This window comes from Prevotella nigrescens (assembly GCF_031191185.1).
GTDB classification, from domain to species: Bacteria; Bacteroidota; Bacteroidia; order Bacteroidales; family Bacteroidaceae; genus Prevotella; species Prevotella nigrescens.
Window position 1 is genome coordinate 424,160 of sequence record NZ_CP133464.1, and the last position, 25,340, is coordinate 449,499.

Annotated in this window: 19 protein-coding genes; 14 read left to right on the plus strand and 5 right to left on the minus strand. The window is 44.1% G+C overall.

All coding sequences use genetic code 11. The annotated features are described in order from the left end of the window. The first annotated feature begins 34 nt into the window (after window positions 1–34). The 3 genes from RDV52_RS01595 to trmB all read left to right on the plus strand — a co-directional run bounded on the left by RDV52_RS01595 (window position 35) and on the right by trmB (window position 4,147). Complete coding sequence (locus RDV52_RS01595; RefSeq protein WP_004367753.1) at window positions 35–2,734, plus strand: 3'-5' exonuclease; 2,700 nt, start codon at window positions 35–37, stop codon at window positions 2,732–2,734. A gap of 57 nt (window positions 2,735–2,791) precedes the next feature. Continuing rightward, complete coding sequence (locus RDV52_RS01600; protein WP_004367752.1) at window positions 2,792–3,202, plus strand: hypothetical protein; 411 nt, start codon at window positions 2,792–2,794, stop codon at window positions 3,200–3,202. Window positions 3,203–3,355: 153 nt separating this feature from the next. Next, window positions 3,356–4,147 (plus strand): tRNA (guanosine(46)-N7)-methyltransferase TrmB, encoded by a 792-nt coding sequence (gene trmB / locus RDV52_RS01605; RefSeq protein ID WP_004367751.1) that lies wholly within the window; start codon window positions 3,356–3,358, stop codon window positions 4,145–4,147. 66 nt (window positions 4,148–4,213) lie between these two features. On the opposite strand, the gene RDV52_RS01610 is transcribed toward trmB, so the two are convergent. Next, on the minus strand, window positions 4,214–4,417 hold the full coding sequence (locus RDV52_RS01610; protein ID WP_004367750.1) for a hypothetical protein: 204 nt from the start codon (window positions 4,415–4,417) through the stop codon (window positions 4,214–4,216). Between the two features lie 188 nt (window positions 4,418–4,605). Between RDV52_RS01610 and glyA the strand changes: the two genes are divergently transcribed. Beyond that, window positions 4,606–5,886 (plus strand): serine hydroxymethyltransferase, encoded by a 1,281-nt coding sequence (gene glyA / locus RDV52_RS01615; RefSeq protein WP_004363501.1) that lies wholly within the window; start codon window positions 4,606–4,608, stop codon window positions 5,884–5,886. 404 nt (window positions 5,887–6,290) lie between these two features. Here glyA and RDV52_RS01620 read toward each other — a convergent pair whose 3' ends face one another. After that, complete coding sequence (locus RDV52_RS01620; RefSeq protein WP_004367749.1) at window positions 6,291–7,508, minus strand: SH3 domain-containing protein; 1,218 nt, start codon at window positions 7,506–7,508, stop codon at window positions 6,291–6,293. A gap of 1,211 nt (window positions 7,509–8,719) precedes the next feature. Here RDV52_RS01620 and RDV52_RS01625 point away from each other — a divergent pair. After that, window positions 8,720–11,818 carry a leucine-rich repeat domain-containing protein gene (locus RDV52_RS01625; RefSeq protein WP_040557255.1) on the plus strand — a complete coding sequence of 1,033 codons (3,099 nt, stop codon included), beginning with the start codon at window positions 8,720–8,722 and terminating at the stop codon, window positions 11,816–11,818. Window positions 11,819–12,799: 981 nt separating this feature from the next. On the opposite strand, the gene RDV52_RS01630 is transcribed toward RDV52_RS01625, so the two are convergent. Continuing rightward, window positions 12,800–13,501, minus strand: a complete 702-nt coding sequence (locus RDV52_RS01630; protein ID WP_036882088.1) for a DUF421 domain-containing protein — start codon at window positions 13,499–13,501, stop codon at window positions 12,800–12,802. 246 nt (window positions 13,502–13,747) lie between these two features. On the opposite strand from RDV52_RS01630, the gene RDV52_RS01635 reads away from it, so the two are divergent. Continuing rightward, entirely contained in the window at window positions 13,748–13,909 is a 162-nt protein-coding gene (locus tag RDV52_RS01635; RefSeq protein ID WP_023925484.1) for a hypothetical protein, read from the plus strand. A 92-nt stretch (window positions 13,910–14,001) separates the two neighbouring features. On the opposite strand, the gene dnaB is transcribed toward RDV52_RS01635, so the two are convergent. Then, a complete protein-coding gene (gene dnaB / locus RDV52_RS01640) occupies window positions 14,002–15,522 on the minus strand; it encodes a replicative DNA helicase (RefSeq protein ID WP_036875235.1) in 1,521 nt (506 codons plus the stop codon). Between the two features lie 185 nt (window positions 15,523–15,707). On the opposite strand from dnaB, the gene ispE reads away from it, so the two are divergent. From ispE to RDV52_RS01660, 4 genes are all read left to right on the plus strand, one after another. Beyond that, window positions 15,708–16,541, plus strand: a complete 834-nt coding sequence (gene ispE, locus RDV52_RS01645; RefSeq protein ID WP_004367741.1) for a 4-(cytidine 5'-diphospho)-2-C-methyl-D-erythritol kinase — start codon at window positions 15,708–15,710, stop codon at window positions 16,539–16,541. 618 nt (window positions 16,542–17,159) lie between these two features. Further along, complete coding sequence (gene rpmB / locus RDV52_RS01650) at window positions 17,160–17,423, plus strand: 50S ribosomal protein L28 (protein ID WP_004364425.1); 264 nt, start codon at window positions 17,160–17,162, stop codon at window positions 17,421–17,423. A gap of 4 nt (window positions 17,424–17,427) precedes the next feature. Next, window positions 17,428–17,616, plus strand: a complete 189-nt coding sequence (gene rpmG, locus RDV52_RS01655; RefSeq protein WP_004364424.1) for a 50S ribosomal protein L33 — start codon at window positions 17,428–17,430, stop codon at window positions 17,614–17,616. 33 nt (window positions 17,617–17,649) lie between these two features. Next, entirely contained in the window at window positions 17,650–17,808 is a 159-nt protein-coding gene (locus RDV52_RS01660; RefSeq protein WP_004364423.1) for a DUF4295 domain-containing protein, read from the plus strand. Between the two features lie 163 nt (window positions 17,809–17,971). Here the strand turns inward: RDV52_RS01660 and radA are convergent, their stop codons facing one another. After that, window positions 17,972–19,351, minus strand: coding sequence for a DNA repair protein RadA (gene radA / locus RDV52_RS01665; RefSeq protein WP_004367739.1), 1,380 nt, complete (start codon window positions 19,349–19,351; stop codon window positions 17,972–17,974). Window positions 19,352–19,421: 70 nt separating this feature from the next. On the opposite strand from radA, the gene RDV52_RS01670 reads away from it, so the two are divergent. From RDV52_RS01670 to RDV52_RS01685, 4 genes are all read left to right on the plus strand, one after another. Then, complete coding sequence (locus RDV52_RS01670; RefSeq protein WP_004364421.1) at window positions 19,422–20,321, plus strand: ABC transporter substrate-binding protein; 900 nt, start codon at window positions 19,422–19,424, stop codon at window positions 20,319–20,321. A 219-nt stretch (window positions 20,322–20,540) separates the two neighbouring features. Further along, window positions 20,541–22,703, plus strand: coding sequence for a tetratricopeptide repeat protein (locus RDV52_RS01675; protein WP_004367738.1), 2,163 nt, complete (start codon window positions 20,541–20,543; stop codon window positions 22,701–22,703). 405 nt (window positions 22,704–23,108) lie between these two features. Beyond that, on the plus strand, window positions 23,109–24,551 hold the full coding sequence (locus RDV52_RS01680) for a DUF5687 family protein (protein WP_004367737.1): 1,443 nt from the start codon (window positions 23,109–23,111) through the stop codon (window positions 24,549–24,551). Window positions 24,552–24,608: 57 nt separating this feature from the next. Next, window positions 24,609–25,313, plus strand: coding sequence for an ABC transporter ATP-binding protein (locus RDV52_RS01685; protein WP_004367736.1), 705 nt, complete (start codon window positions 24,609–24,611; stop codon window positions 25,311–25,313). The last annotated feature ends 27 nt before the right edge of the window (window positions 25,314–25,340 follow it).

The window sequence follows — 25,340 nt, forward strand, 5'->3', positions numbered from 1 at the left end:
CTCTTGCTTTGTCTGCATAACCCATAAACAAGCTATGAAGAAAAAGGAAACATACACATTGCTCGACGAAAGTCAGCAAAAGGTGGTAGACGCACAGCACGGCTATCACCTTGTGTTGGCATCGCCGGGCTGTGGAAAGACACATATCCTGGCTGAACGCATACGGCATGCACGACAACAAGGCATGGACTACGACGACATGCTGTGCCTGACGTTTACCAACAGGGCTGCGCGCGAAATGCAAAACCGCGTTCGTGCGGTGATGAAAGACGACGATACAAGCAGTCTGCAAATAGGAAACGTGCACCATTTCTGTTCCAAATTCTTGTTCGAAGAGGGCAAAGTGCCTGCCAATACTTCAATCATAGACGATGAAGAAGCCATCAGCATCATTGCCGAATACAGGCAAGAGAGTGAAGAAGCTGTAATGAACAACTACAAACGGCTGCAGGAATACAAGCAAATGATATTGTTTTCGCACCTTATGTTCCAGATGAAGCACCACCATGAGTGGAAATATTACCTCCACCCCGAGTGCCTTACTGCTACCGACAGAGAAGCCATGAAGCATATTTGCCGCACTCAGGATAAGCCCTACAACGAACAAACGGTGCTGGAAATATACGACAACGCAATGCTATATATCGATGAGGCTGAATCGCCATACATTAACCGACAGCTCGCCGAAGCCATTCGGGCACTCATAATAAAGATGAATTTTGCCAAACTCTTTGCCGATTACAAAGAGGAACACGGCATGTTAGACTTCGAGGACTTGCTGCTCTACGCCTATAACATATACAGCACCGACCCCACATGCCGTAAGTACAAATGGATTCAGGTAGACGAAGTGCAAGATTTAAACGCCATGCAGCTTGCCATCATAGACCTGCTGGTGGACGACAACGACCCTACGGTGATGTATCTCGGCGACGAACAGCAAGCCATCTTCTCATTCATGGGGGCAAAAATAGAAATGCTGAGCTTGCTGAAGACACGCTGCAAAGGCAACATTCACCATCTGTTGCAGAACCATCGCTCGCCAAAATACCTCTTAAACGTGTTCAACGACTATGCCGAACACGAACTGCACATAGACAGAGACCTGCTGCCTATTACCGACAACGATGCTGAAGCCGGACAAAACGACCTTGTGGTATTGGCAACAGATACGGTTGAAGACGAGACCGATGCTGTTGCGATGACAGCAAAACGCCTGCTCGAGCAAGACAAGACCACCACGACAGCCATCATTGTAAATGCGAATGCCGACGCCGACAAGGTGAGCACTGCCCTGAACCTCCACAACGTAGACCATTTGAAGATTTCGGGGCGCGACCTTTTCGACACTTCTGCCATGAAAACGCTTATTGCGCACCTGTCAGTATTACACAACGAGCAGAACGTTCTGGCGTGGTCGCTCCTGATGAAAGGGCTGAAGGTGTTCGATTCGAAAGCGCTTGCACGCCGTTTTGTGCACAAACTCCGACAACTTTCGCTCTCTCCAACCGACTTCCTGCTGTATTCGGACAGCAACTACACTGCCGACTTCCTGCAAAACTATACTGATGGCGACATCGTTGTGTTCGATACGGAGACAACGGGGCTTGATGTGTACAGCGACGACATTATAGAGATAGCAGCAATTCGGCTGCACAACGGAGCGATAGTGGGCGAACCGCTCGACCTTTATATTCGTACCGACAAGCCCATTTTGCCGAAACTTGGCGAGAAAGACAACCCGATGTATGCCATTTACCACGAAAAAATGTACCGGAACCAACTGCTTTCGCCTGCCGAAGCCTTGCAACGGTTCTGGCAATATGTGGGCGATGCTGCCCTGTTGGCACACAATGCCAGCTACGACAGCAACATCTTAGACTACAACATGCGTCGCTATACACCGGCAGATAGTTGGAAAAGTCATACAAATACGTGCTTCGACTCGCTCAAGCTCATACGTCTGCTTGCGCCTGGACTGTCATCTTACAAGTTAGAGGCACTGTTGGAACACTTCCATCTTGCAGGAACCAACTCGCATCAGGCTATCGACGACGTGGCAGCAACCCTATCGCTGGTACGTCTCTGTGCTGATGAGGCAGCAAAGCAAAAGCCCCTGCAGGCAGCCTTTATGCACCATAAACGAGTTGTTCCCTACATTCAGCGTTTCCGTGCAGCATACGCACCGCTCTTCAGAAATACGCTTTCGCACTGCTACGAAATAGAAATGGGTGGCGAAAAGGCGCTTGTAACCGAGATAAAGAATGTGTACAACGGACTGGTGGCACAAGGACTGATAGCCAAGATAGAACGTCTGCCTTACTTCCTGCGCTACTTGGAATTCGATTTATTGACAGACAGGGACACGCCCAATGTACTTATCGAACAACTGAACCGTTACATTATAGAAATCAATACGATGAAAGAAAGCGACTTTTGCAACAGTAGAAGCATTGAAGAACGGGTCTACGTTACCACCATACACAAGGCAAAGGGCTTGGAATTCGACAATGTCATCGTCTACGATGCCGCTTCCGAACGCTATCCGAACAAGCGTAACACCACCGAAAGGCAAAATCAGGAAGACGCCCGCAAGTTCTATGTAGCCATGTCGCGTGCCAAGCACCGCCTCATCGTGGCATATTCGCTCACTGCCCGCGACTGGCACGGTGTGTCGTATAGTCGCGAGCTCACTCCATTTATGAACAGCATTGTCCACCATTTCAACGGATAGACAGTGCCATATCGTGGCTTGGCAGGGCAATTACTATATTAATAAAAAACAACATTTATGATGATTGGTAACCATACAGCGTTAAGTGTGTACGTTCCACTGCTTATGGCAGTGGTATTGGGTGCAATGACCTATTTTCATTGGCACCATAGACTGAAGTATTTATATTTGGCAGCCCTGTTGCTCTTGTTGGTTTACGCCATTACGTCTGCCATATATGTCAGTCATTCGGCAGGCTATAATTTGTCTGCGTCTTTAATAAAAGGTGCTCCGCTTTTGTGGCGTTTCGTCTGCCTTGGCGGAATCGTTCTATTCTTTGTATCTGTTGGCTGCTTTGTATATGAAAATGGAAGTTTCAAACTGTTCTTTAAAATCGTCTCGTGCATCGGAATAGGCTTTTTTATGCTGTGCGGCTTCTATTCGTTCTTTTTCATCATGGCAGGTCTTGCATCGCTGAAAAGTGGATAAGACACCATTCAACATGCATACTGTAAGACTGCGAAACACATTCTGTAAAGACTGACAAAGCACCTAAATTTTCTCATATCTCTTTAGTCTATCAGCACAAATTTTCGTAAGTATGCCGAATTATAGGCGTTTTTCCGTAACTTTGCAGCCACTATGAGCAAAGGAAAGTTACAGAAGTTTGCAGCGTTGGAGACGTTTAAAAATGTCTTTCAGTATCCGTATGGCGTAATAAGCGAAATTCCTTTCGACATGAAAGGATATTGGAACGAACAGTATTTCCATAACAACCACCCGATAGTTTTAGAGTTGGGGTGTGGAAAAGGTGAATATACCGTGGGCTTGGCGCGTCGTTATCCACACATAAACTTCGTTGGCGTAGACATAAAAGGAGCGAGAATTTACACAGGCGCAAAGCAAGCATTAGACGAGAATTTGCCCAATGTGGCTTTCCTTCGCACGAATATAGAGATTATAGACCGCTTCTTTGATGCCGGCGAAGTTCGGGAAATCTGGCTGACTTTCTCCGACCCGCAGATGAAGAATCCACGCAAGCGCCTTTCGTCTACCTTTTTCTTAAACCGCTATCGCAACTTTATGGAAGACGGTGGAGTGGTGCACCTGAAGACCGATTCCAATTTCCTCTTCACCTATACCACCTGTCTCGTCCGCGAAAACCACCTGCCCTTGCTCTTCCGCACCGACGACTTGTATGGCACCGGGACCAATGGCACGCAACCTGCAGATATCGATTCGGAAACAAGGGAAATACTCGGAATACATACTTACTACGAAAACCAATGGTTGGAGCGTGGACTGAACATAAAGTACATGAAGTTCCGACTGCCGCACGCAGGCAACCTTGTTGAACCGGACGTGGAGATAGAACTCGACGACTACCGTTCGTTTAAGCGCACCAAAAGGAGCGAAAAGGAGACAGCAAGATAGAATTTTATTATTAAGAGAGTGCCATTGCAAAATATGTATCAAAATAATCAGCAACAATGCAGCTTTTTATATATTCTTCCAAATACGCGGGTTGCATAATAGAGTGCCACCAATTCCTTTAAACTTTTCAATGAAAGCTGTAATCTTCTTGAATACATTTTTAGTCCTGTGGGTATCGCCATCAAGGCGAGCTTTGCCAGCCTCAACAAACTCCTTTGTTCCATTTGTAGTAAGATAAGTTCGACGTTGAATAATATGCTTTGTTTTCATAATAAAAACTATTAAAGGAAGGCTCTGATAATTCTAATAAATGGTCGCTTTAAAATATTTGCACGAAATATTTGCCATGTTATTAGAAAATTCCTATATTTGCAACTAATTATAACAACCTTGCTTTTGGCGACATCTTACTAAAAACCGTGGACTGTCGGCGGAGGCATTTTTAATACTTAAACAACATGAGAAAAGATCTTGAGATTTTCGATCTCATCGAGCAAGAGCACCAGCGCCAGTTAAAAGGCATGGAGCTGATTGCTTCGGAAAACTTCGTCAGCGACGAAGTTATGCAGGCAATGGGGTCTTACCTTACCAACAAGTACGCTGAAGGCTATCCCGGCAAGCGTTATTATGGTGGCTGTCAGGTAGTAGACGTAGTAGAGAACCTATGTATCGAGCGTGTAAAGAAGATATTTGGTGCATGCTGGGCTAACGTGCAACCACACTCTGGCGCACAGGCTAACCAAGCTGTTCTTGCTGCTGTTCTCCAACCGGGCGATACCTTTATGGGACTCGACCTTAACCATGGCGGGCACCTTTCACACGGTAGCCCAGTAAACAACTCTGGTATTCTCTACCACCCAATTGGCTATCAGCTCGACAAAGAGACGGGACGCGTAGACTACGACCACATGGAGAAACTCGCACGCGAGCACAAACCAAAGCTCATTATTGCAGGTGCATCAGCCTACAGCCGCGAGTGGGACTACGCACGCTTCCGCAAGGTTGCTGACGAAATTGGGGCTATCTTCATGGTAGACATGGCTCATCCGGCAGGTTTGATAGCCGCAGGTCTGCTCGAGAACCCTGTCAAGTACGCTCACATCGTAACAACAACTACACACAAGACCCTCCGTGGTCCTCGTGGCGGTGTGATTATGATGGGCGAAGACTTCGACAACCCATGGGGAAAGAAGACACCGAAGGGTGTCATCAAGAAGATGTCTCAACTTCTCGACTCTGCTGTGTTCCCTGGAAACCAAGGCGGTCCGTTAGAGCACGTTATTGCTGCCAAGGCTGTTGCCTTCGGCGAAATTCTACTACCAAGCTGGAAACAGTACGCTACACAAGTAAAAGAAAACGCTGCTGTACTTGCCGACGAACTCGTAAAGCGTGGTTACGGCATCGTTTCCGGTGGTACCGACAACCATTCAATGTTGCTTGACCTCCGCACGAAGTTCCCTGAACTCACCGGTAAGGTTGCAGAGAATGCTCTTGTTGCAGCTGACATTACAGTGAACAAGAACATGGTACCATTCGATACACGCTCTGCATTCCAGACGTCAGGTATCCGTCTTGGTACCGCTGCCATGACTACTCGTGGAGCCAAAACCGACCTTATGGTGCTCGTTGCCGAGCTTATCGACAAGGTTCTTTCTGCACCGGAAGACGAAAAAGTCATTGCAGAAGTTCGCGAGAAAGTAAACGCAACAATGAAAGATTATCCATTGTTCGCATACTAATCAAGAACAAAACAAAATTTCTCATAGCTAAAAAGACTCCCTCCGCAGTATTACCGCAGGGGGAGTTCTTGCTTTATTTATTAACACACCGATTTTGCATTTTCTCACATCCCTCATATCATTATCATTAGGATTTGTCTGAATATGAGGAACCATAAAGCAGTGGTGTATTCTCCCCATAGTATAGGCATGCTTCTGTATGTTTCCAACACCCTAACCAATTAATTTTGTTTGTATATGATTTGTATATGAGGTTACGCTCAAACGCACCCTCGTCTTGTGGAGTGTTTGCAGACATATATAATAATAAGGTGGTAGCTGCATTGCAGATTGTTTGCAACTGTTTTTACAACCATCACGCTACGAGGGCTTTATGGAACATGAATCATGCTGGATGCAGTTTACTACCTTTCTCTTATAATTCTGCTTTTGTGCACATAGCCAGTCTTGCCGTCGTTTGTAGAAACCTTCCACCACTCACCGTCCGCCTCTAAAACACGAACCGGAGTGTCGGAAGGAATGCGTCCGATTATCCGTGCCGATGTGCCGCCCTTTTCCCGCAGGTTGCAATAACCATCAGAATCGTATATAAAGTGAGACGCAACCTTATTGTTGAGTCCATTAGCAGTTTCTGTCTCCTGTACAGAATGAATAGAGGCTACAAGTTCTTCCAGCCTATTGTTATCATAAAAATTGTGCTTTTTAAGTCGGCTTTCTATATCTGGAAACTGACGAAGAAAATACTCAAGATATTCGAAGGCCTTGCTGCCACGAGGTTCAAGAATAGCTGCCCGGTTCTTGTCGTCGTAGTCCATCATGAGCGTAACCAAGTAAGCCAAACATTGGTCTTTCACGTTCACATCGTATTCCAACACATCAAACGTCCAAGAAAACGATGTAACAATTCCTTCAAAGTCTTTAAAATCGTCTCGGTTATTGGCACATTGTTCGTATATCTGTTTTATAAGCCGTTTCCTAATGCCCCGTTTCTTGTTATTATAAAATAATATCGATATGACAGATGGAGCGTCGAAATAGCTAGACAGTCGTGCATTTCTCACGGCTATCTCCATGAGGTCTGGATTACCCTCATAGTCGAACTTGAAAACCACTTCAGTTGCATCGCCTGAGTTTTCTTTAAAGTATGGCAGAACTGTAGAATCGTTGTTGAACAGCAATTTGTTATATGCTGCAATTCTTTTACCTGCACCCGACTCGTTGTCGTAGAGGTATCTTCTTGCGTCTTCTTTGGTTACGTTTTTCTCAATCCATGGTTGGTAGAACAAATCTTCTACGGCTGGGTAGATAAATCTACCAAATTCGTTAATCGTATATTCAGTATCTATCGAATTAATTGGGTTTGCTGTCGTTTTTGGAACTGCAGGCAAATACAGTCCGAACAAATATAAACATTTGTCGCGGAAAGACTGTTGCGATGGTTCTTTATAGCCATTCTCTTTCAGAAATGTCCTAATCGTCTCGGTTTGCCATTTGTCTCGGTCGAAAGTCTTCTTGTTATTAATCTTTCTAACTGTCTTTATGTTGCAACAAGTCCAACTATATGAGCCATTGCAAACAAAAAGTAAGCAGAGTATTAACAGTGAGTAAAATCGATTGTTCATACGCAATTTTTTGTTAAAGTTCCTACATATATTTTAATCAAAGTCGTTTCTGCATTTATGAAGAAAATTATTTTCCAACATCATAAACAAACAAATTACATTTCCCAATCCAATTCATTATGAAGTCATCAATGACAGAGGAAAGACGTGGCATGCCCAGTCACAATTCAATATTCCTTTAAAACATACACATACCATAAACAACTCTTTTTTGGTGGTCAATTAGCATTTGTTCAGCAAAAAGCCCAAAAGTTTTGTAAGTTGTTCCAAATTGTAGTGCAAAGTTACTATATTTCTTCGGAATATGCAACTATTTGCTCATTTATTTTGTAATCAGATACAGTTATATAGGAGTGGCATTTATTACAATCACCCTTTTTCCAAAGTATCTCCACCTCTTTTCTACTGAAGCATTTATTTCCTTTTGGGAAGAATTGTATGGGACTTTTTCAAATTTATTTTAAGAAAGACTGATAATTTCTTAATTACCACTGCGCTGCGTGGGATACGAAGAGAAAACTCAAAGTCATGACTATACTAACGACGGGAACGAAAGCCATTAATTGCTCTTGGTCATTCGCTTTGACAAATAAGACAGAGTACCACTATGTCTGCGATTGTAACATTAAAATAGAAAAAATTTATGCATAAAAAAAAGCGATGACCCTCTCAGGCGACCGCTTCATAAACCTTTAATAGGTATTAGTGGATTTAAGGTAAAAAAGATTGTTTTCAGGATAACGATGGCAAAGTTATGTAAATAATTCTGTTGCTCCAAATGTTTTTGCTGTTTTTTTATTGTTTTTTCATTGTGCACGCCAACACAAACAAACATTCTTATAAAATCTAAGTCATGTCAAAGTTTAATTAAAGAAATACAACAACATCATATAGGTACAATCTAAATAAACCGTTTCCTTATTGTGTTTAGATCATTTGTAAGAATTATTAGATTTCCCAGTCTGTTTCTTTGACATCAAAATTATTTATATTACCTTTGTCAGGTCTAAATGCAGACCTATATAAATCGATTTCTAACCGTCTTGCCTTGTATCTTATGATGCAAAACACTCCATAACGAGATTACGACGGGTGGGGTATAATTCGAACAAAAGGACACCATTGCACCATGTCTCTTTCCGAAGAGCGATTTAAAAGTACTGTCCAAAGACAACCAACCCTAAACATTAATTATTAAACAACAAGTTAAAATGAGAAGAATCTACTTACTGATGTTTGCCCTGATGCTATGTTTTAGTATGGCAAATGCACAAGTTATCGAAGGTACGGTGCTGAAATCGTGGGACGGAGCCAGTGGTTCCATCGAGATTCCAGCCAATGTTACCGAGATAGCAGCGAACTGTTTCTACACGCCGGCCGAGGAAGACCCCGACACTTGGGAGGTTATTGCCGAGGAAAAGAGTAACACCAACATTACAAGCGTTAAGCTGAACAATGTCAAGAAGATTGGCAAGAACGCATTCAGAGGCTGTTCCAACATCGAAACAATCGATGCTCCAAATGTTGAAACTATCGAAGAAGGTGCATTCTATGGGTTAGAGAAATTGACAATACTCAGTCTTCCAAGTATAAAGGAACTCGGTATGAACGCCTTCGAAGGCTGCAATCAAATCGCAAAAATCGCCTTGGGAAGTGGTCTTGCAAAGATGTTTGGCAACACTTTCAAAGGCTGTAAGGCGGTGTCAGACATCTCTGTGGCTGCTGGCGGCACATACAAAGCCGCACAGAACGCAATCGTCAGCCCAGACAAAACACTGGTCTATCTTGCTGGAAAGGCAAAGGAGATAAAGCTGACAGCCGACGAATGCACTGCCATCGGCGACGATGCACTGTACAACAATACCAATGTAACGAAGATAGACCTGCCCGGTGTGAAGACCATTGGCAAGAACAGCTTCACGGGTTGCAGTGCTTTGTCGGAACTGTTGGTGCCCAATCTTGTGAGCGTAGCTACCGATAGCTACATTACATGGAGCGGTGTGGCATCGCTGACAGTGGTTGATATTCACCTAAGTAAGGACTTCGTGTCGTTCGGAGCCACCGAATTTGCCGACAAAACCTCTACTACCATCTATGTTGCCGACGAGAATGTAAAGGCAAAACTCCAGAAAAAGTTCAGCAAATGTAAGATTGTAATTGGCGAACCACAGTCTGTCAAGAACTACAAAGTAACCTATTATATTACGAACATAGAGGTTGCAGGAAAGAAATCAGGCGAAATAGAGGCCTGGACCAATGGCGCACGCAACTTTGAAACAGGGACGGAGATACCCGATGGCAATGCCGTTTCGGTGATGGTAACACCCTATGGCGGCTACAAAATAGACAAGTGGGAGGTGAACGGCAAGCCTGCTGCAACCGAAAACATTCGTCCATCATCGTCCATCAATGGCGAAATATGGTTTGTCAACCACATCACCGAGGCTTTGAACATAGCCGTTACGCTGAAGGCAGAAGAGGAAGGAGACCTTATTTTCTTTAAAAGTAAGGAGCCAGACTTTGGCAATGTAACCTGCACGGTGGTGGAGACGGGCAAGCAGATAAAGACTGCCGAAAAGGTAAAGAAGGGTGCCAAGCTCCACTTCGAGGCATTCCCGAACACAGGCTACCACGTTACGCAGTGGTATAAGCTTGGTAAAGAAACCGTTACAGACGAAAATGGAAACAAGAAAACCGTTGAAAAGTATCTTCCTATCCCTGGTTACGACAACGCTACAGTGTACGAATGCAACGCAGAAGATGCCTTGGACATACTCGTAGACTTCGATCGCGAACAGGGAAAACATATTGTCAGCTTCAAGTCTCTGAACGAAAAGACAGGCGAACTCACGGCTTCGGTAGATGGAAACAATATTTCTACGGGGGCAGTAGTAGCCCATGGCGCAACCGTAGTGTTTACAGCGCACCCCAAAGAGGGCTATGTTGTAGACAGCTGGCTGCTCAACGAAGAAGAAGTGAAAGGCGAAAAGGGTCTGACCTACACCATTTCCGACCTGAAAGAAGACGTTACTGTATGGTTGGTTTGCAGTGAAAAGTCGGAAGAACCCGAGCATAAGGCAGAGATAAAAGACGGGCATCTCATCTCGTGGAAGCCAAAAGGCAAGGCAGTTACCCCCGAAGGAGTGCAGTATATAGACAACAATGCGTTGCAAGCCGCCACAGAACTCGAGTCGTTCCACATCACGAAAGACGTCAAGAGCATAGGCGAACTGGTGTTCTTGTTCTGTACTCAGCTCACAGAAATAACGGTAGACCCTGACAACAAGTACTTTACTTCGGTAGACGGCGTATTGTACAGCAAAGACAAAACACGCCTGATGGCTTATCCTCCGGGACGTTCAGGTGCGTCATACGAGATTATTCAGAGTGCAACAAGCATCAAGCCGGGCGCATTTGCATTGGTTCCGTCGCTTCTTGGCGTTACTGTGGCAAAGGGAAACACGGCTCTGCGTGCCAGCAAAGGTGCTCTCTACACACGCAACATGCTCACTTTGCTCTATCAGCCCACCATTCCGCAGACTGCACCAGGTACTGATAAGCTTGCATTGAACGAGGGATTGGAAACCATTGCACGCTATGCTTTGGCCTACAACCATACGGTTACCGAGATAACGCTGCCGGGTTCGCTGAAGACTATCGAGGCCAATGCGCTTTCAAACAATCCTAACTTGAATGGCATAAAGTGGGAAGAGGGCGTTGAACCCGAGCTTGAAGCCATTGGCGATTCGGCTTTCTACCACGACGGACAGTTTGCAAAACTGCAACATATCCCCTCTTTGAAAACGCTTGGAGCAGGTGTTTTCATTAAGAACGCCAACCTTTTGGAAGTCCATATACCTGCCAATTGCACCATAGGAGACAAGGCATTCTTCGAATGTCTGGCTCTCCAGAACGTCTATTCGTACGGAATGACTCCGCCAGTGATAGCCGATGACGCTTTCAAGTCAATCTACTATCTCGACGAAGCAGTACTGCACGTGGATAAGAATGCGGTGGAAGCCTACAAGAAAGCCGATGGCTGGCGCCACTTCAAGCACTACGAGACGGGCACAGTTACTGCCATTGGCTCGGCAAGGGCAGGCGCAGGCAGTGCAATTCGTGTGGTAGGGCAGAGCAACGGCTACACCGTTGAAGGACTGAATGCCGGACAACGCTACACGCTCTGCACCGTTTCAGGCACACAGATAGCAGCAGGCACAGCCAACGGCAGCAGTCTGTTTGTCCCCGTTCAGCGCGGACAGATTTACATTCTGAATATTGCAGGCGTCAGAACCTACAAATTATTTTAATACAGACAACCCAAACGCGCCTTAGAACAACGCAGTATAGACAACGATACAGTGCAAACCAAGGCACATTCCCCATGCAGGCAGGAACGCTAACCATTACGTTCCTGCCTTTTTATTGATACGTGCAAACGCTGAAAGCCAGTATTGGAGATACTTCAAGCATCTGTCAAGACCAACAACTGAAGATTGCTTAAGCTGATTTTCAAGTAACAATTTGTTTCAAAAATCACGATTTCTTAGCATTATTTACTTTTGTTATTGGTAAACCCGTCCTATGCGCACATTTTTGAGAATAGAGCTACAAGCCTCTTGTGATTAGTTTTATAAACAGGAATGATTGCCAAGACAACACGAAACCTATCGTTTTGCTTACGAAAACCTATGTTTTTGCATTGTAAAAGAGCCTATTTTATAAAGCAGAACAACAAGTATTGCAATATGTTGATTATAAGGTACTTATATAATTACAATATTTAGAGAAAATATTTACACCTTTATTTATAACTCGAATCCTATATTTTGAAATATAATGCGAGTTATGATAAATAGGTAGTTTGACGCCTCTCATTTTTAATATAACGAAAGAATTATAAAAATTACACTTATCGTACCAATGAACGTACAGAAAATATAACACGTATTGTTTTTACGATAGCCCATCATGACCACATTCCAAAAAAACTGTAGTCTTGATAATCTACGTGCGTTGTGCCAAGTAAGTATCTTTCCGGTTTTAACATGCTGCATAAAATCTTGTGATAAAGTTTCATTGTGCAATGCTTCCTCTCTCGTATTTCCCCTTTAAAGACCATTGTTATCCGACTGTAATTTAATGAAGATCAAGTCCATAAACAAAAATGGAACCTTACAGTGTGTAACGATGCGGCAACTGTGTAAAGCTCCATTGATGGTAATTAACATTGTGCAGGTATATATTTAAAGTTTCGGATAGAAAGTATCAATATTCAAAATTAGATTAATTTACACAATATAGCCGCTATCGTCCACTTCAACTCCCTCTTCCCCACGTTTCACTTCGCCTTCGTATGTAACGAAATAGAAACCTTTACGCGGTGTCCATTCCATGCAGAAGAGTTCTGAAGGAGATTCAAAGCCATTGTGGACTATGTTGCTCAGCACCCAGGTTTTGGAACGATTGCATTGGTCCAAGGTGCTTTCTATAATGGCTCCATTATTTACTAACAGGAACGATGGCGCTGTATGATTCGGCGGAAGAACTGTTACGGCTCCATTGGTTTCGAAAATAACATCTTCGGCATCGAACATAGAGAAGATTCCTTTCTGCCGCAAGAGCAGGCGGAATTGTTCCATTTCAAGACTATTACGCTTAAAATTCTTAAAATTAATAGCTCCATCTTTTACGAGAAACACGCTTTCACCTTTTATAAAATGACGCAGACGAGCCGAACGCATAGCAAACCGAATGAGCATATTGAACAGCGTCCACACCGTCAAGGCGAAAAGAATATGCCACATAGACATATCGGGATTGTATAAAACGCCACCGACTAAAGCACCAATAACAAAAGCACTTACGGTATCGAGCGGAGTAATTTGAGCCATTTGGGCTTTTCCTGCAATGCGCAGAAATACTAATATGCCAATCATACCTGTAATAAGCTTCAGGGCAATGGCAATGTAAGGTTGTAATAAATCCATTATACTTATCTTTTTATTATTCCAGGGACAAATTTACATATAAAAAAAATAACAGCCCTATTTCTGTCTTACATTCTTAATATTTTTCTATTCCCAGACTAACTTGAGAAAGAAAAACATGTTGGTTGGAACTGGGGGAAGCAACTGTGCAACTTGCAAAAAAGCCAGTCGAATGCTTTGCATAAATTAGATATCTGCCATTCTCGTTTCAGATATCTGGCACAATGGAATTAGATATCTAATTTTACAATGTCTATCGAATGGCTATTCCATACGGTTTGCATGACTGCCTTCGATGGACTTACAGTAATGAGCAAATGGTGGGTGGAAATGGGATTGGTCAGCACACAGAATTGGCTGGTTGGCAAGTACTTTATAAGCGAAAAACTTCCCCCATGCCTTCGTTTATAAAAAATTTAACACAAAAACGTTATGTATGAAAAAAGGTCTGTTGGGGGAAGTATATAGAATGACAGATGAGCGTCTTAAGTGTCCATTTCGACTTAAAAGTCAGGATCGCTGCCTGGTGGTGGCAACGGGTCGTCGTTCATTCGGCTGGCTATGATTTCTCCACCAAACTCGTCAGGCATGGCTGGAGGCAGAATGTCGTTGTCGTCTGGATTGGAAAAACGTGTGTATTCGCCACGGAACGAGAGCAATACGTCGTCGGTAGCGCCTTTGCGGTGCTTGGCTATGATGATTTGTGCCTTGCCGTGCAAATCGTTTCCTTTTTCGTCCTGAAATATTCGGTAGTATTCCGGTCGATGCACAAAGAGCACCAAGTCGGCATCTTGCTCAATGGCTCCCGATTCGCGCAGGTCGCTCAGTTGCGGGCGTTTGCCCTCTATGCCATCGCGCTGCTCCACCGTACGGTTCAGCTGAGAGAGAGCCAGCACTGGTATGTTCAGTTCTTTCGCCAGTCCTTTTAGCGAACGGCTAATGGTAGACACCTCTTCCTGTCGGCTGTTGAAGCGCATTCCGTTGGCATTCATCAGCTGCAGATAGTCTACCATGAGCACTTTTATGCCATGTTCGCGAACCAAGCGGCGGGCTTTGGTGCGAAGCTCAAAAACCGACAGTCCTGGTGTGTCGTCTACATAGATGGGCGCGCCGTCCATCTTGCGCAGGTTGTTGTCGAACCGTTCCCAATCGGAGGGGTCCAACTGTCCGCTCAGAATCTTGCTGCCCGATATGGAACAGACGTTAGACAGCAAGCGGTTTACCAACTGTACGTTGTTCATTTCGAGCGAGAAGAAGGCTACTGGTATGCGATTGTCTATTGCAATGTTCTTGGCAAGGCTGAGGGCAAACGAAGTCTTACCCATCGCAGGACGCCCCGCGATAATAACAAGGTCGGACGGTTGCCAGCCCGCAGTAATCTTGTCCAACTTGGTGAAACCAGTCGATATCCCCGTCAAGCCGCCATTCTCCTGGTTATTGGCTGCTTTGAGCAATAGTTCGTGTGCTTGCTTTACAATGGGGTCTATCTGTGTGTACTCTTGCGCCATGTTCTTTTGCGAGAGTTCGAACAGGCTGCCTTCTGCCTTTTGCATGAGTTCGTCTACGTCGACGGTTTCGTCGAAAGCTGATGTCTCTATCATGGAAGCGAACTGTATGAGCTGGCGGGCGAGGAATTTCTGGGCTAATATTCTGCCATGATATTCTATGTGTGCCGATGATGCCACGTGCGAGCTCAGCTCTACTATATAGGCTGGTCCGCCCACTTCTTCCAAGTCTCCGCTGCGTTTCAACTCTTCTGCCACCGTCATAATGTCGACGGGTTTCTCGTGGAGGTTCAACGATTGTATGGCACCATATATTTTCTGGTGGCGCGGGTCGTAAAAAGTTTCCGGACGAATTAGCTCCGACACCACCGTAAAGGCGTCGCTGTCAATCATCAAAGCACCGAGCACAACCTTCTCTATGTCTAACGCCTGGGGTTGTAAATGTCCAAACGATGTATCGATAGGTGCAACATTACGTTTGCGGGTGCTTTTTGCGCTATTACTTTTCTTTTCTGCCATAACAGCGACAAAAGTAATGAAAAATCTGCAAACTATCGCAACTTTATCCATAATCATTTTCTATCTTTGCAAAAGGTTACTGCCCCAAGAAGCACAAAACCTTAAAAAATTGCAGAACGGCGAAGCACTGCAGATTGTCCATGTGGCGAATCGCTTTTATGAATGAAACATAAACGGAAAAAAGAATGATAGTATATCCGAACTGTAAAATAAACTTGGGATTGAAGGTCGTGCGTAAACGCCCTGACGGGTATCACGACCTTGAAACCGTGTTCTACCCTATTCCACTTTGCGACAAGCTCGAAGCCGTAGTGGGCAGCGGGACCGAAGGCACGTGTTCGCTCGCCATAAGCGGAAACCCTGTCGATGGGGAACTGTCCGACAACTTGATAGTAAAGGCGTATCGCATGCTGTCTGCCGACCATCTGTTGCCCCACATAGATTTCAATTTAGAGAAACACATTCCATCGCAAGCAGGACTTGGCGGAGGCTCTTCTGATGCAACTTACACGCTCCGATTGCTCAACGGACTGTGCAAGTTGCATCTCGATTCAGCCACGTTGCATCGCTATGCTGCCAGATTGGGTGCCGACTGCGCCTTCTTTGTTGCTTCAATACCATCTTTTGCCACCGGAATAGGTGATGTGCTCGAACTAATGCACACCGAATGTACACATCTGCACGGACTACACTTATTAATAGTAAAGCCTTCCATAGCCATTTCTACCGCACAAGCGTTTGCATTCGTAAAGCCACAGCCAGCTGTAATAAAATGCAGGGACATAGTGGCACAACCTGTTGGCAGCGAGTGGCGCAAAAATCTTACGAACGATTTCGAGGTATCGGCATTCAAACTGTATCCGGAATTGCACGCCATAAAAGAAAAACTTTACAGTATGGGGGCGCGCTATGCACAAATGTCGGGCAGCGGAAGTGCCTTCTTTGGGATTTTTGAAACGTCCCCTACCCTAACACCAGAAACCTTCGGTGGAATGTTCACGTATCTCTGCAAATTGTAAAAGTTCCTGCTTTGGCAAATAATAACTGCATAAATACTTATAAATGCTTGATATATATCATTTAATCACACTGTAACTGAAAATATGCAGGGCAATATTTGGAAGTATCAGAAATACTTTCTTTCTTTGCAAAAAGAATAAACGAGATAGTTTAGATTAGATTTAGAATATCGATTGTTTAGGTTATAAAGATTAGTTGTTTAAGTTAAAGAAAGTATTTAGGCTCAGTAGGAATTTTAAGGTAAGAGATTTGTTAAGACAGGATACAACATTTTGAGACGAGATTCTGGTTAGACACCGTGAGATGTCAGCCACAATCAAACTCAATGAAAAGATTTTTTAGTTTTAAGTTATGAGCACGGTCTTGACCGTGCTTTTATTTTGCACTATAAAGTAGTGGCGTGGTGGAATTTCGGTGGTAACAGTTCGTGTCATTGCATTGCGTTTCTTCTCTTTGAACAGTAACGTATTACGACCGCTGTTCTACACAAAACTCGAAAAAAAACTTAATTTGAAAGAATATGTCAGCATTTTCTTTGTCAGTTTAGAATATTTTTGTAATTTTGCAACCTGTTTGGAATAGGTATCAATTAACGAATTACAAAACTACAGATAGAAATGTCTAAGATTTGTCAAATCACAGGTAAGAAGGCACAGATAGGTTGTAATGTGTCCCACTCAAAGCATCGCACGAAACGCAGCTTTGACGTAAACCTCTTTAGAAAAAAGTTCTTCTACGTAGAAGAGAACTGCTGGATATCGTTGAAGATTAGTGCTGCTGGTCTTCGCACAATTAACAAGTTAGGCTTAGACCGTGCGTTGAAGCAAGCTGTGTCCAAAGGTTATGTAGACTGGAAGGACATTAAAGTTATAGGAGACTAATATCATGGCAAAGAAAGCTAAAGGAAACAGAGTTCAGGTTATCTTGGAATGTACTGAAATGAAGAGTAGCGGTCTGCCTGGTACAAGCCGTTATATAACAACAAAGAATCGTAAAAATACTGCTGAGCGTTTGGAGCTTAAGAAGTATAATCCGATTCTTAAGAAGATGACTCTTCACAAGGAGATTAAGTAAGCACGTAAATTAATAGTTAGATTATATTAGACTATGGCAAAGAAAGCGGTCGCTACCCTCCATGAAGGCTCAACGGATGGTCGCGCATATACAAAAGTAATAAAGATGGTGAAGAGTCCTAAGACTGGCGCATATATTTTCGATGAGAGAATGGTGCCAAACGAAGATGTAAAGGACTTCTTTAAGAACTAATTGGTCATATTTTTTTAAGTTATGAAAGGGAAATGCAATGTATTGCTTTTCCCTTTTTCTTTTGCGGCTCATCTATAGAAACTAAAATACATAGAACACCTATACCTCCGATAACTCTTAGGAATACTATAGCGCCTATAAACACCGAAACTCCCCAGAACTCTTATCCAAACAACAAGCGTAATGCCTCATCAACTTTAGCAACAGAATGTGTTGCAATTTTAAAACGACCTTTTAGTCCTTGTGCATTGTTCTTTGGGATAATGATATTACTAAATCCTAACTTCTCGGCTTCGGCTATGCGTTGTTCAATACGGTTAACCGGGCGGACTTCGCCACTCAATCCAACCTCTCCAGCCATACACCACCCCGCTTCGATAGGTGTATCCACATTCGACGACAACACTGCAGCAATCACACTCAAATCCATAGCCATATCTGTAATGCGCAGACCACCGGCAATATTCAGAAACACGTCTTTTTGCATCAGCTTAAATCCTACACGCTTTTCGAGTACGGCAAGCAACATATTCAGCCGACGCTGATCGAACCCCGTCGCCGAACGCTGTGGAGTGCCATAGGCTGCCGACGAAACAAGCGCCTGAGTCTCTACAAGGAAAGGGCGCACCCCTTCGATAGCACTTGATATGGCTACACCCGACAAATCACCAGGAGTATCGGTAAGCAACAACTCCGAAGGGTTGCTAACCGGTCGCAACCCATCTTGGCGCATCTCGTATATCCCTAATTCGGAAGTAGAGCCAAAGCGGTTCTTTATACTACGCAGAATACGATACATATAGTGCTGGTCTCCCTCGAATTGCAGCACTGTGTCTACAATATGTTCCAACACTTTCGGCCCTGCAATAGAGCCTTCCTTGTTAATATGCCCGATAAGAATGACGGGAATATCGCTCGATTTCGCCAATTGCAACAATGCAGCAGCACTTTCCCGTATCTGGGAAATACTCCCTGCACTACTCGCAACCGTTTCCGTGGCAACCGTTTGTATAGAATCTATTACCAGAAGTTCAGGCTTAACTTCTTTAATGCTGTTGAATATCTTCTCTATTGATGTTTCAGACAATATCACAATGTTTTCTGGAATAGTATCTGAAATGCGCAAAGCTCTCATTTTTATCTGCTGTGGACTCTCTTCTCCGCTTACATAGAGCACTCTGCGGTCGGAAGACAACAGCGTCTGAAGCGTTAAAGTACTCTTCCCTATCCCGGGTTCGCCACCTATCAACACCATGCTTCCCACAACGAGTCCTCCCCCAAGCACACGATTCAGTTCGCTGTCTTTCATATCAACACGAATCTCCTCGGTCGAAGAAACTTCTCTAAGTGCTTGTGGCACATTCTGTTTCATGGCACCAAATGTATGAGAGACAAGTGTCTTCGCACTGCTCACGCCCACATCTGGAGCTATCCTGATTTGCTTGAATGTGTTCCACTGTCCACAATTAGGACATCTCCCTATCCACTTCGCGCTTTCCTGTCCACAGTTGTCGCAGACGTATGCTATTTTGTCTTTTGCCATAATTATAGCACAAAAGTAGCATTTTCTTTCGTTATTACAAAATTATTAATTACTTTTGCAACATAAGATTATGTGTAGAATAAAGTATTTATTGCTTCTCGCAGCTCTTGTCATCATGGGCTGTCAGGTATCCGAACAAGACGATTCGCTTATTGAGAAGCGCAAGAACAAAGTGGAAGAGGTGGCATACCAGCGAGCTTTTAAGGTTGGTGTTATGCCAACTATGGACTGTCTGCCTATTTTCCTGCTCAAGGACAGTGTACTTTACAATCCCGACGACATTGATATCCGACTAAGAGAATATACCTCTCAGCGCGATTGCGACACTGCAATGATAAATGGCAGAGTACAGGCTTCAGTAACAGATTTGGTTCAGGCTGAATATCTAAAGGAAGAGAAGCATGCCGTACTCGACTATATGACTGAAACAAATGCAACGTGGCAACTTATGGCAACGCCAACCTCTGGTATCAGGAAGATCGAAGACTTAGGCGACAAGGTCATAGGACTGGCTTCCAACTCTGTTACCCAATATCTCACAATACAAGTTCTCTGTAGCCACCCGATTAAGAACCGAACCTACGGCTCGCAAATAAACGATATCTTCATTCGCATGCAAATGTTACGCAACAGTCAGTTAGATGCCATCTGGACAAGCGAACCACAGACCACACAGGCTAAAATATTAGGCAATAAAGAGATATACAATTCTACAAAAGAAGACTTCACTCCTGGAGCCATTGTCTTTGTAAATGCACCCAAAATAGCGAAACGAAAAGCTTTTGAAGACGCTTACAACAAAGCAGTAGACATGATAAATCGTCATCCGCTGCAATACTTTGCACCATTAATAAAGAAATACATGCGGGTAGACGACAAGGTAATCTCTGCCTTGCCTAAAATGCTATATAAGCAGGTTACGCAACCTCGCCAAAGAGATATTGTAAAGGCACAAAATGCGATAATGTAATTGGCTTCGAATGTAGCCCTACCTATCTACTTCAAGCTAAGAAATAGTACAACCTATTGTAACACAGCAAAATGGGTGTAGTAAGATACAGAGAGAGAATATTTTTATAAATCGGAATAAAAACTATACAACAAACCAAAAGAGACGAGTTTTAGAAATTGAAACAACGAGTATTGCGATATAAAGACATTTAACTTAGCGGCATAAAGAATATAAATATTGAACACAGAAACGAATATAAACAGTGCTTTAGAACTATTGAGCACCAGACAATTAGACAAAGCCATCAAGGTGTTGCAACCCATATACGATGGCAAGCCCTCGTTAGTGGACTACAATGAGTATATGGCTATTGTCAACGACTACCACTTGATGTGCGAGTATATGCTGCGAGGTGTAAAAGACCCTGCCCGAGAAAAGCTTTATGTCTCGCTTATGGAACGACTCTATCGAGTATCAGCTAACCTGCTGTTAAGCTGGAGGTGCAAGAACAAGCCTACTTTCATAGATGCTTTCAGTACTTCCGACCATCTCAACCTTAGTCATAATTTCGTGCGTACTGTCTTGGAGAGCTTTGTTTCTGATGTCGCAATGCTCTCGTTGGCCTCTGGGAACGAACGAAATGCCAAAGAAACAGAACTTTACAAGCGACATCAAACTTTCGTAGAACGACTTTTCTGTGCACTTCTCGTGTCAAGCCAGTGGTCGGAAAGCGATGCAACGTTCTATATCAGTCTTCTAACCTCGCCTACCATCGATGCATCAGACCAGATGCTTATCGTCAGTGCAATCACCCTTTCTACGATGTCTATCTACGATGTGAAGAAATTCTATACACTCGTAGAGGTCTATCGGCACGCTCACGACACAAAAGTCCGTCAGCGTTCATTGGTCGGCTGTGTGCTGTCGCTCACCAACAACCAGCTCTTCAAAAAGGAACAAAGAACACTTGTGAACAGTTTCATAACAACAAAAGAGGCTAAACGTGAGCTTTTGAACTTGCAGAAGCAGATGTTCAACTGTATGGAAGCAGATCGCGATAACGACAAAATACAACGCGACATTATGCCAAACATCATAAAGAACTCCGATCTGCATTTCGATAGATTTGGCATAAGCGAAAAAGAAAGTAATCCATTGGAGAACATTTTGCACCCCGATGCCGACGAACAGAAGATGGAGAAGATGGAAGAGAGCATTCAGAAGATGATGAAAATGCAGCAGCAGGGATCCGACATATATTTCGGAGGTTTCAGCAAGATGAAACGCTTCCCCTTCTTCGACCACATTGCCAATTGGTTCATGCCTTTCAGTGCACACCACCCAGGCTTGGAAGAGGTGGCACAAAAGCTTGGCGATGGCTCGCTGCTCGACCGATTGGCTGGACAGGACCCTTTCTGCGAATCGGACAAATATTCGCTTGCCCTCACCATTGCACAGATAGTCAACCAGCTGCCACCTAATATCTTGGAACTTATTAAGTCGGGCGAAGGCATCGGGCTGCCTGACATGCAACCCATAGACTACTCGCCTGCTTTTGTACGTCGTATGTACATACAGGATTTGTATCGCTTTTTCGAGGTGAAGATGGCATTCAATAAGGACATTCCCAACCCTTTCAAAGCCGACGGCGACTATAAGGCATTCTTCATGTTGCACGATTTGTTTGTAAAAGACTTCTATGTCGATGCAAAAGAATCGTTGGCAATGTTCCTGTACAAGCACAAAAGAGAGGCTGATATAGAGAAACTCACTGGAACTTATCAAAGCGATTCGGCAATGTACCGTATGTTTAGAGGTATAGAAGCTGTCAGAAAGGGGAACGAGGGCGAAGCATTAGAACACTTTGCAGTAGCCGTTGGGTTAGAGCCAGACAATGTTTTGCTGCTCCGAACAGTTGGGGCAGTTGTTTTACGCCGTAGAGGTTATGGCATTGCCATCATCTGTTACAACAAGTTGTGCGAACTGCTCCCCGACGTTAAAGCCTACGCCATCAACCAATGTCTTTGTTTAGCAGCCACTGGCGATACCAAGACGGCTGTGAACAAGGCGTATGAGCTTAATTTGAATAACGAATCCGACAACCAGGTAAAACGTCTTTTAGCGTGGGTACTTATTTGTAATGGCAATGCCGAAAAGGCACTAAACATCTACGATGAACTTATGGCTACCGACAAACAGCCCGACGATGCACTCAATATAGCATACGCACAGTGGATAAATGGCAACCCAGGCGAAGCCAAGAATAGTTTCACAGAATGGCTAATCAACCACCCCGGGGCCAATTTGGAGCACGAATTTAAGAATGATGACTACGTTTTCAATCTCAACGGTATTACAGACGTAGACCGAGCACTTATGTTGAGTGCCATCAACATGTAATTTCCGCCAGGCAAAAAGCAACAACTTTTTTCTATGTATTGCCCTACATTACACCTTATTATGTATAAGGCAGAAATCATACCATCATACGTACACTAAAAATTAGATATCAGTCACGCTTGTTTCAGATATCACTCACGTTCGTTTTAGATATCAGTCATGCTCGTTTTAGATATCTAATTTTTTATTCTGTTCATTCACATTGCCTTTTTTAATCGATTGTTTCAAAATCTATACCTACCCTGTTTCTTTCATTCGGATATGAATTTCCACAACATCTATATTTTCAATTTGTATAATAAAACGTAATTTTTTTTGTCAGATACTCTTTTATTCCTATCTTTGTAGACAAATTGATTGAGCTTCTCTATATGCTGAATAAATAGTGTTAAGTTCACTTAAACAGTGGTGTGGCAAGAGAGTGCACTCTGCGAAGAATTAGAAAATAACAACAAACTCGACTATAGATACATGTTAAAACAACTCATACAACTACAAATAGTAAAGAAACGGCGCAACTTTAAATGGAAGAATCTCTTCCTTGCTACATATTTCTACATGCTCATAGCCTTGATAATCGTATCCACCTTTGCAGAGATGGACAGCAGAATATGGAAAACATTTGTACAGTTAGATTGGAAAAACATTGTCCCCATAGTAGCTTCCATGATGCTCTTGCCCGATATTCTCTCGAAACTTATATTCAAGACGGACTCCGCCATTATGGACGCATACATAAAGTCTCGTCCTATTAGTAAACGGACGTGGATATATTTTATAAGCATAACCAACCTGTTCAACTTCTGGACGCTGGCATGGGCACTGCCGTTAAGCATTGGCTGTTTCTTCGTAATGCCTTTCGGCACAGCGTTCGTGTCTGCTCTGCTGCTGCTCTCCGTGTCTTATATCAACAGTTTAGCCGTTGTTGCCCTCAGAACCTCGCAGGGCTGGGAATGGAAATGGGCAACCATTGTGGGCTGGCTCATGTGGTGGTCGCTGACATTTGTACACGGTCTAAACCTCTTCGGCATGTCGTGGGGCATACACATCACCTTGTTTTTTGTCTTAACCGTGATAGGTATTACAACTGGAATATACTATTTGCAATGCCTAAATAGCTACGACGAAAGCAAGCGGAAGCAAGAAACCATAAACAAATCGCACCGCTCGGCTTTCTTTATAGAGATGCGTCCTTTCCTTAGAGGCAAGCGATTGCGCCTTATTCTGATATTCCCCGTACTGCTTGTTGCGCAAGCTTTCTGGTCTGCCTCTATGGGACCGGACGACGGAGACGCTTCCGGCAGCAACTTACTGCTGCCTCTTGCCATTATCGCACCGTCGGTAATGGTGCTGCAACTTACGTTTGCATTGGAAGGAAACTACTTCGACGGACTGTGGACGCGCCCCGTAAGCATTGCGCATCTGCTGTTCCGGAAGTACTATACAGCCATTCCGCTTACCATAGGCAGCTTCTTGTTGCTGCTGCCCACTTATTTCTTGTATGGTACCAGCCTATTCGTTCTGGTGGGGAGCCTGCTCTTTGCGCTGGGCTTTGCCAATGTGTTTATACTCACTTACTGCTTCCGCACCAAGGCAATGGATATCTTTGCCTCGGGCTTTATGAATACGCAAGGCACCGATTTCAGTGCTTCGAGCTTTGCAATCGCCTTCACCGTGATGATAGGACCGATGCTCATGGTGTCGTTTCTTCCGCCAATGGTGTACGGAATCGTGCTCAGTGTCCTCGGTCTGACAGGCATCGTGTTGCACAAACCTGCCATTGCGTGGATAGCACGCCGCTACGAGGCAAATCGCTATCGCCACTTTGAACGTTACAGAAACAAGTAACGGCTGAACGAAACTTTTATTCAAGAAAGCAAAAAAATAAGATAATAACAGCCGAATATGGAAATAAAGATAGAGAATTTAAAGAAGATTTACGGACAGAACACCGTGATAAACATACCTGAACTGACGCTGCACAATGGCGAGCTCGTAGGACTTGTGGGCAATAATGGTGCGGGGAAGACCACACTGATGCGCCTTATACTCGACCTTATCCGTGCCAACGAGGGGCGAGTACTATCGAATGGCAGCCCTGTAAACGAGTGTTTCGAGTGGAAGAAATACACTGGTTCGTTTGTAGACAAGGGTTTTCTCATCGATTACTATACACCAGAAGAGTTCTTCGACTTCATTGCAGGCGTCTACGGCATCGACAGCGCAACACTCGCAGAACGTCTGCAGGGCTTCGAATCGCTGATGCGCGACGAGATTATGGGCACCGGAAAGCTCATTCGCGACTTTTCCGAGGGCAACCGACAGAAAATCGGCATCATCGGAGCCATGATAGTGAACCCCAAAATACTCATTCTCGACGAGCCTTTCAACTATCTCGACCCATCGTCGCAGATAAACATAGCACGCATTATCCACGAGGTAAACCAGCAACACGGCACCACCGTGCTGATTTCGAGCCACAATCTGAACTTCATTTCCGAAATTTGCAACCGCATAATACTGATGGAAAAGGGGGGCATCTTGAAGGATTTAACCAACGCCGACGAAGCTGCAGCAAAGGAATTGCAAAGCTATTTCGAGGGAATGTAGGCGCAACGGCAGGAACTGATACTATAA

What these genes read in the sequence shown, in the direction of transcription:
- radA (WP_004367739.1), bottom strand. Translation starts at nt 19,351, where the DNA reads ATGGCAAAAGACAAAATAGCATACGTCTGCGACAACTGTGGACAGGAA.
- dnaB (WP_036875235.1), bottom strand. Translation starts at nt 15,522, where the DNA reads ATGGCAGAAAAGAAAAGTAATAGCGCAAAAAGCACCCGCAAACGTAAT.
- glyA (WP_004363501.1), top strand. Translation starts at nt 4,606, where the DNA reads ATGAGAAAAGATCTTGAGATTTTCGATCTCATCGAGCAAGAGCACCAG.
- RDV52_RS01635 (WP_023925484.1), top strand. Translation starts at nt 13,748, where the DNA reads ATGTCTATCGAATGGCTATTCCATACGGTTTGCATGACTGCCTTCGAT.
- ispE (WP_004367741.1), top strand. Translation starts at nt 15,708, where the DNA reads ATGATAGTATATCCGAACTGTAAAATAAACTTGGGATTGAAGGTCGTG.
- RDV52_RS01595 (WP_004367753.1), top strand. Translation starts at nt 35, where the DNA reads ATGAAGAAAAAGGAAACATACACATTGCTCGACGAAAGTCAGCAAAAG.
- RDV52_RS01610 (WP_004367750.1), bottom strand. Translation starts at nt 4,417, where the DNA reads ATGAAAACAAAGCATATTATTCAACGTCGAACTTATCTTACTACAAAT.
- rpmG (WP_004364424.1), top strand. Translation starts at nt 17,428, where the DNA reads ATGGCAAAGAAAGCTAAAGGAAACAGAGTTCAGGTTATCTTGGAATGT.
- RDV52_RS01600 (WP_004367752.1), top strand. Translation starts at nt 2,792, where the DNA reads ATGATGATTGGTAACCATACAGCGTTAAGTGTGTACGTTCCACTGCTT.
- rpmB (WP_004364425.1), top strand. Translation starts at nt 17,160, where the DNA reads ATGTCTAAGATTTGTCAAATCACAGGTAAGAAGGCACAGATAGGTTGT.
- RDV52_RS01620 (WP_004367749.1), bottom strand. Translation starts at nt 7,508, where the DNA reads ATGAACAATCGATTTTACTCACTGTTAATACTCTGCTTACTTTTTGTT.
- RDV52_RS01625 (WP_040557255.1), top strand. Translation starts at nt 8,720, where the DNA reads ATGAGAAGAATCTACTTACTGATGTTTGCCCTGATGCTATGTTTTAGT.
- RDV52_RS01660 (WP_004364423.1), top strand. Translation starts at nt 17,650, where the DNA reads ATGGCAAAGAAAGCGGTCGCTACCCTCCATGAAGGCTCAACGGATGGT.
- RDV52_RS01670 (WP_004364421.1), top strand. Translation starts at nt 19,422, where the DNA reads ATGTGTAGAATAAAGTATTTATTGCTTCTCGCAGCTCTTGTCATCATG.
- trmB (WP_004367751.1), top strand. Translation starts at nt 3,356, where the DNA reads ATGAGCAAAGGAAAGTTACAGAAGTTTGCAGCGTTGGAGACGTTTAAA.
- RDV52_RS01685 (WP_004367736.1), top strand. Translation starts at nt 24,609, where the DNA reads ATGGAAATAAAGATAGAGAATTTAAAGAAGATTTACGGACAGAACACC.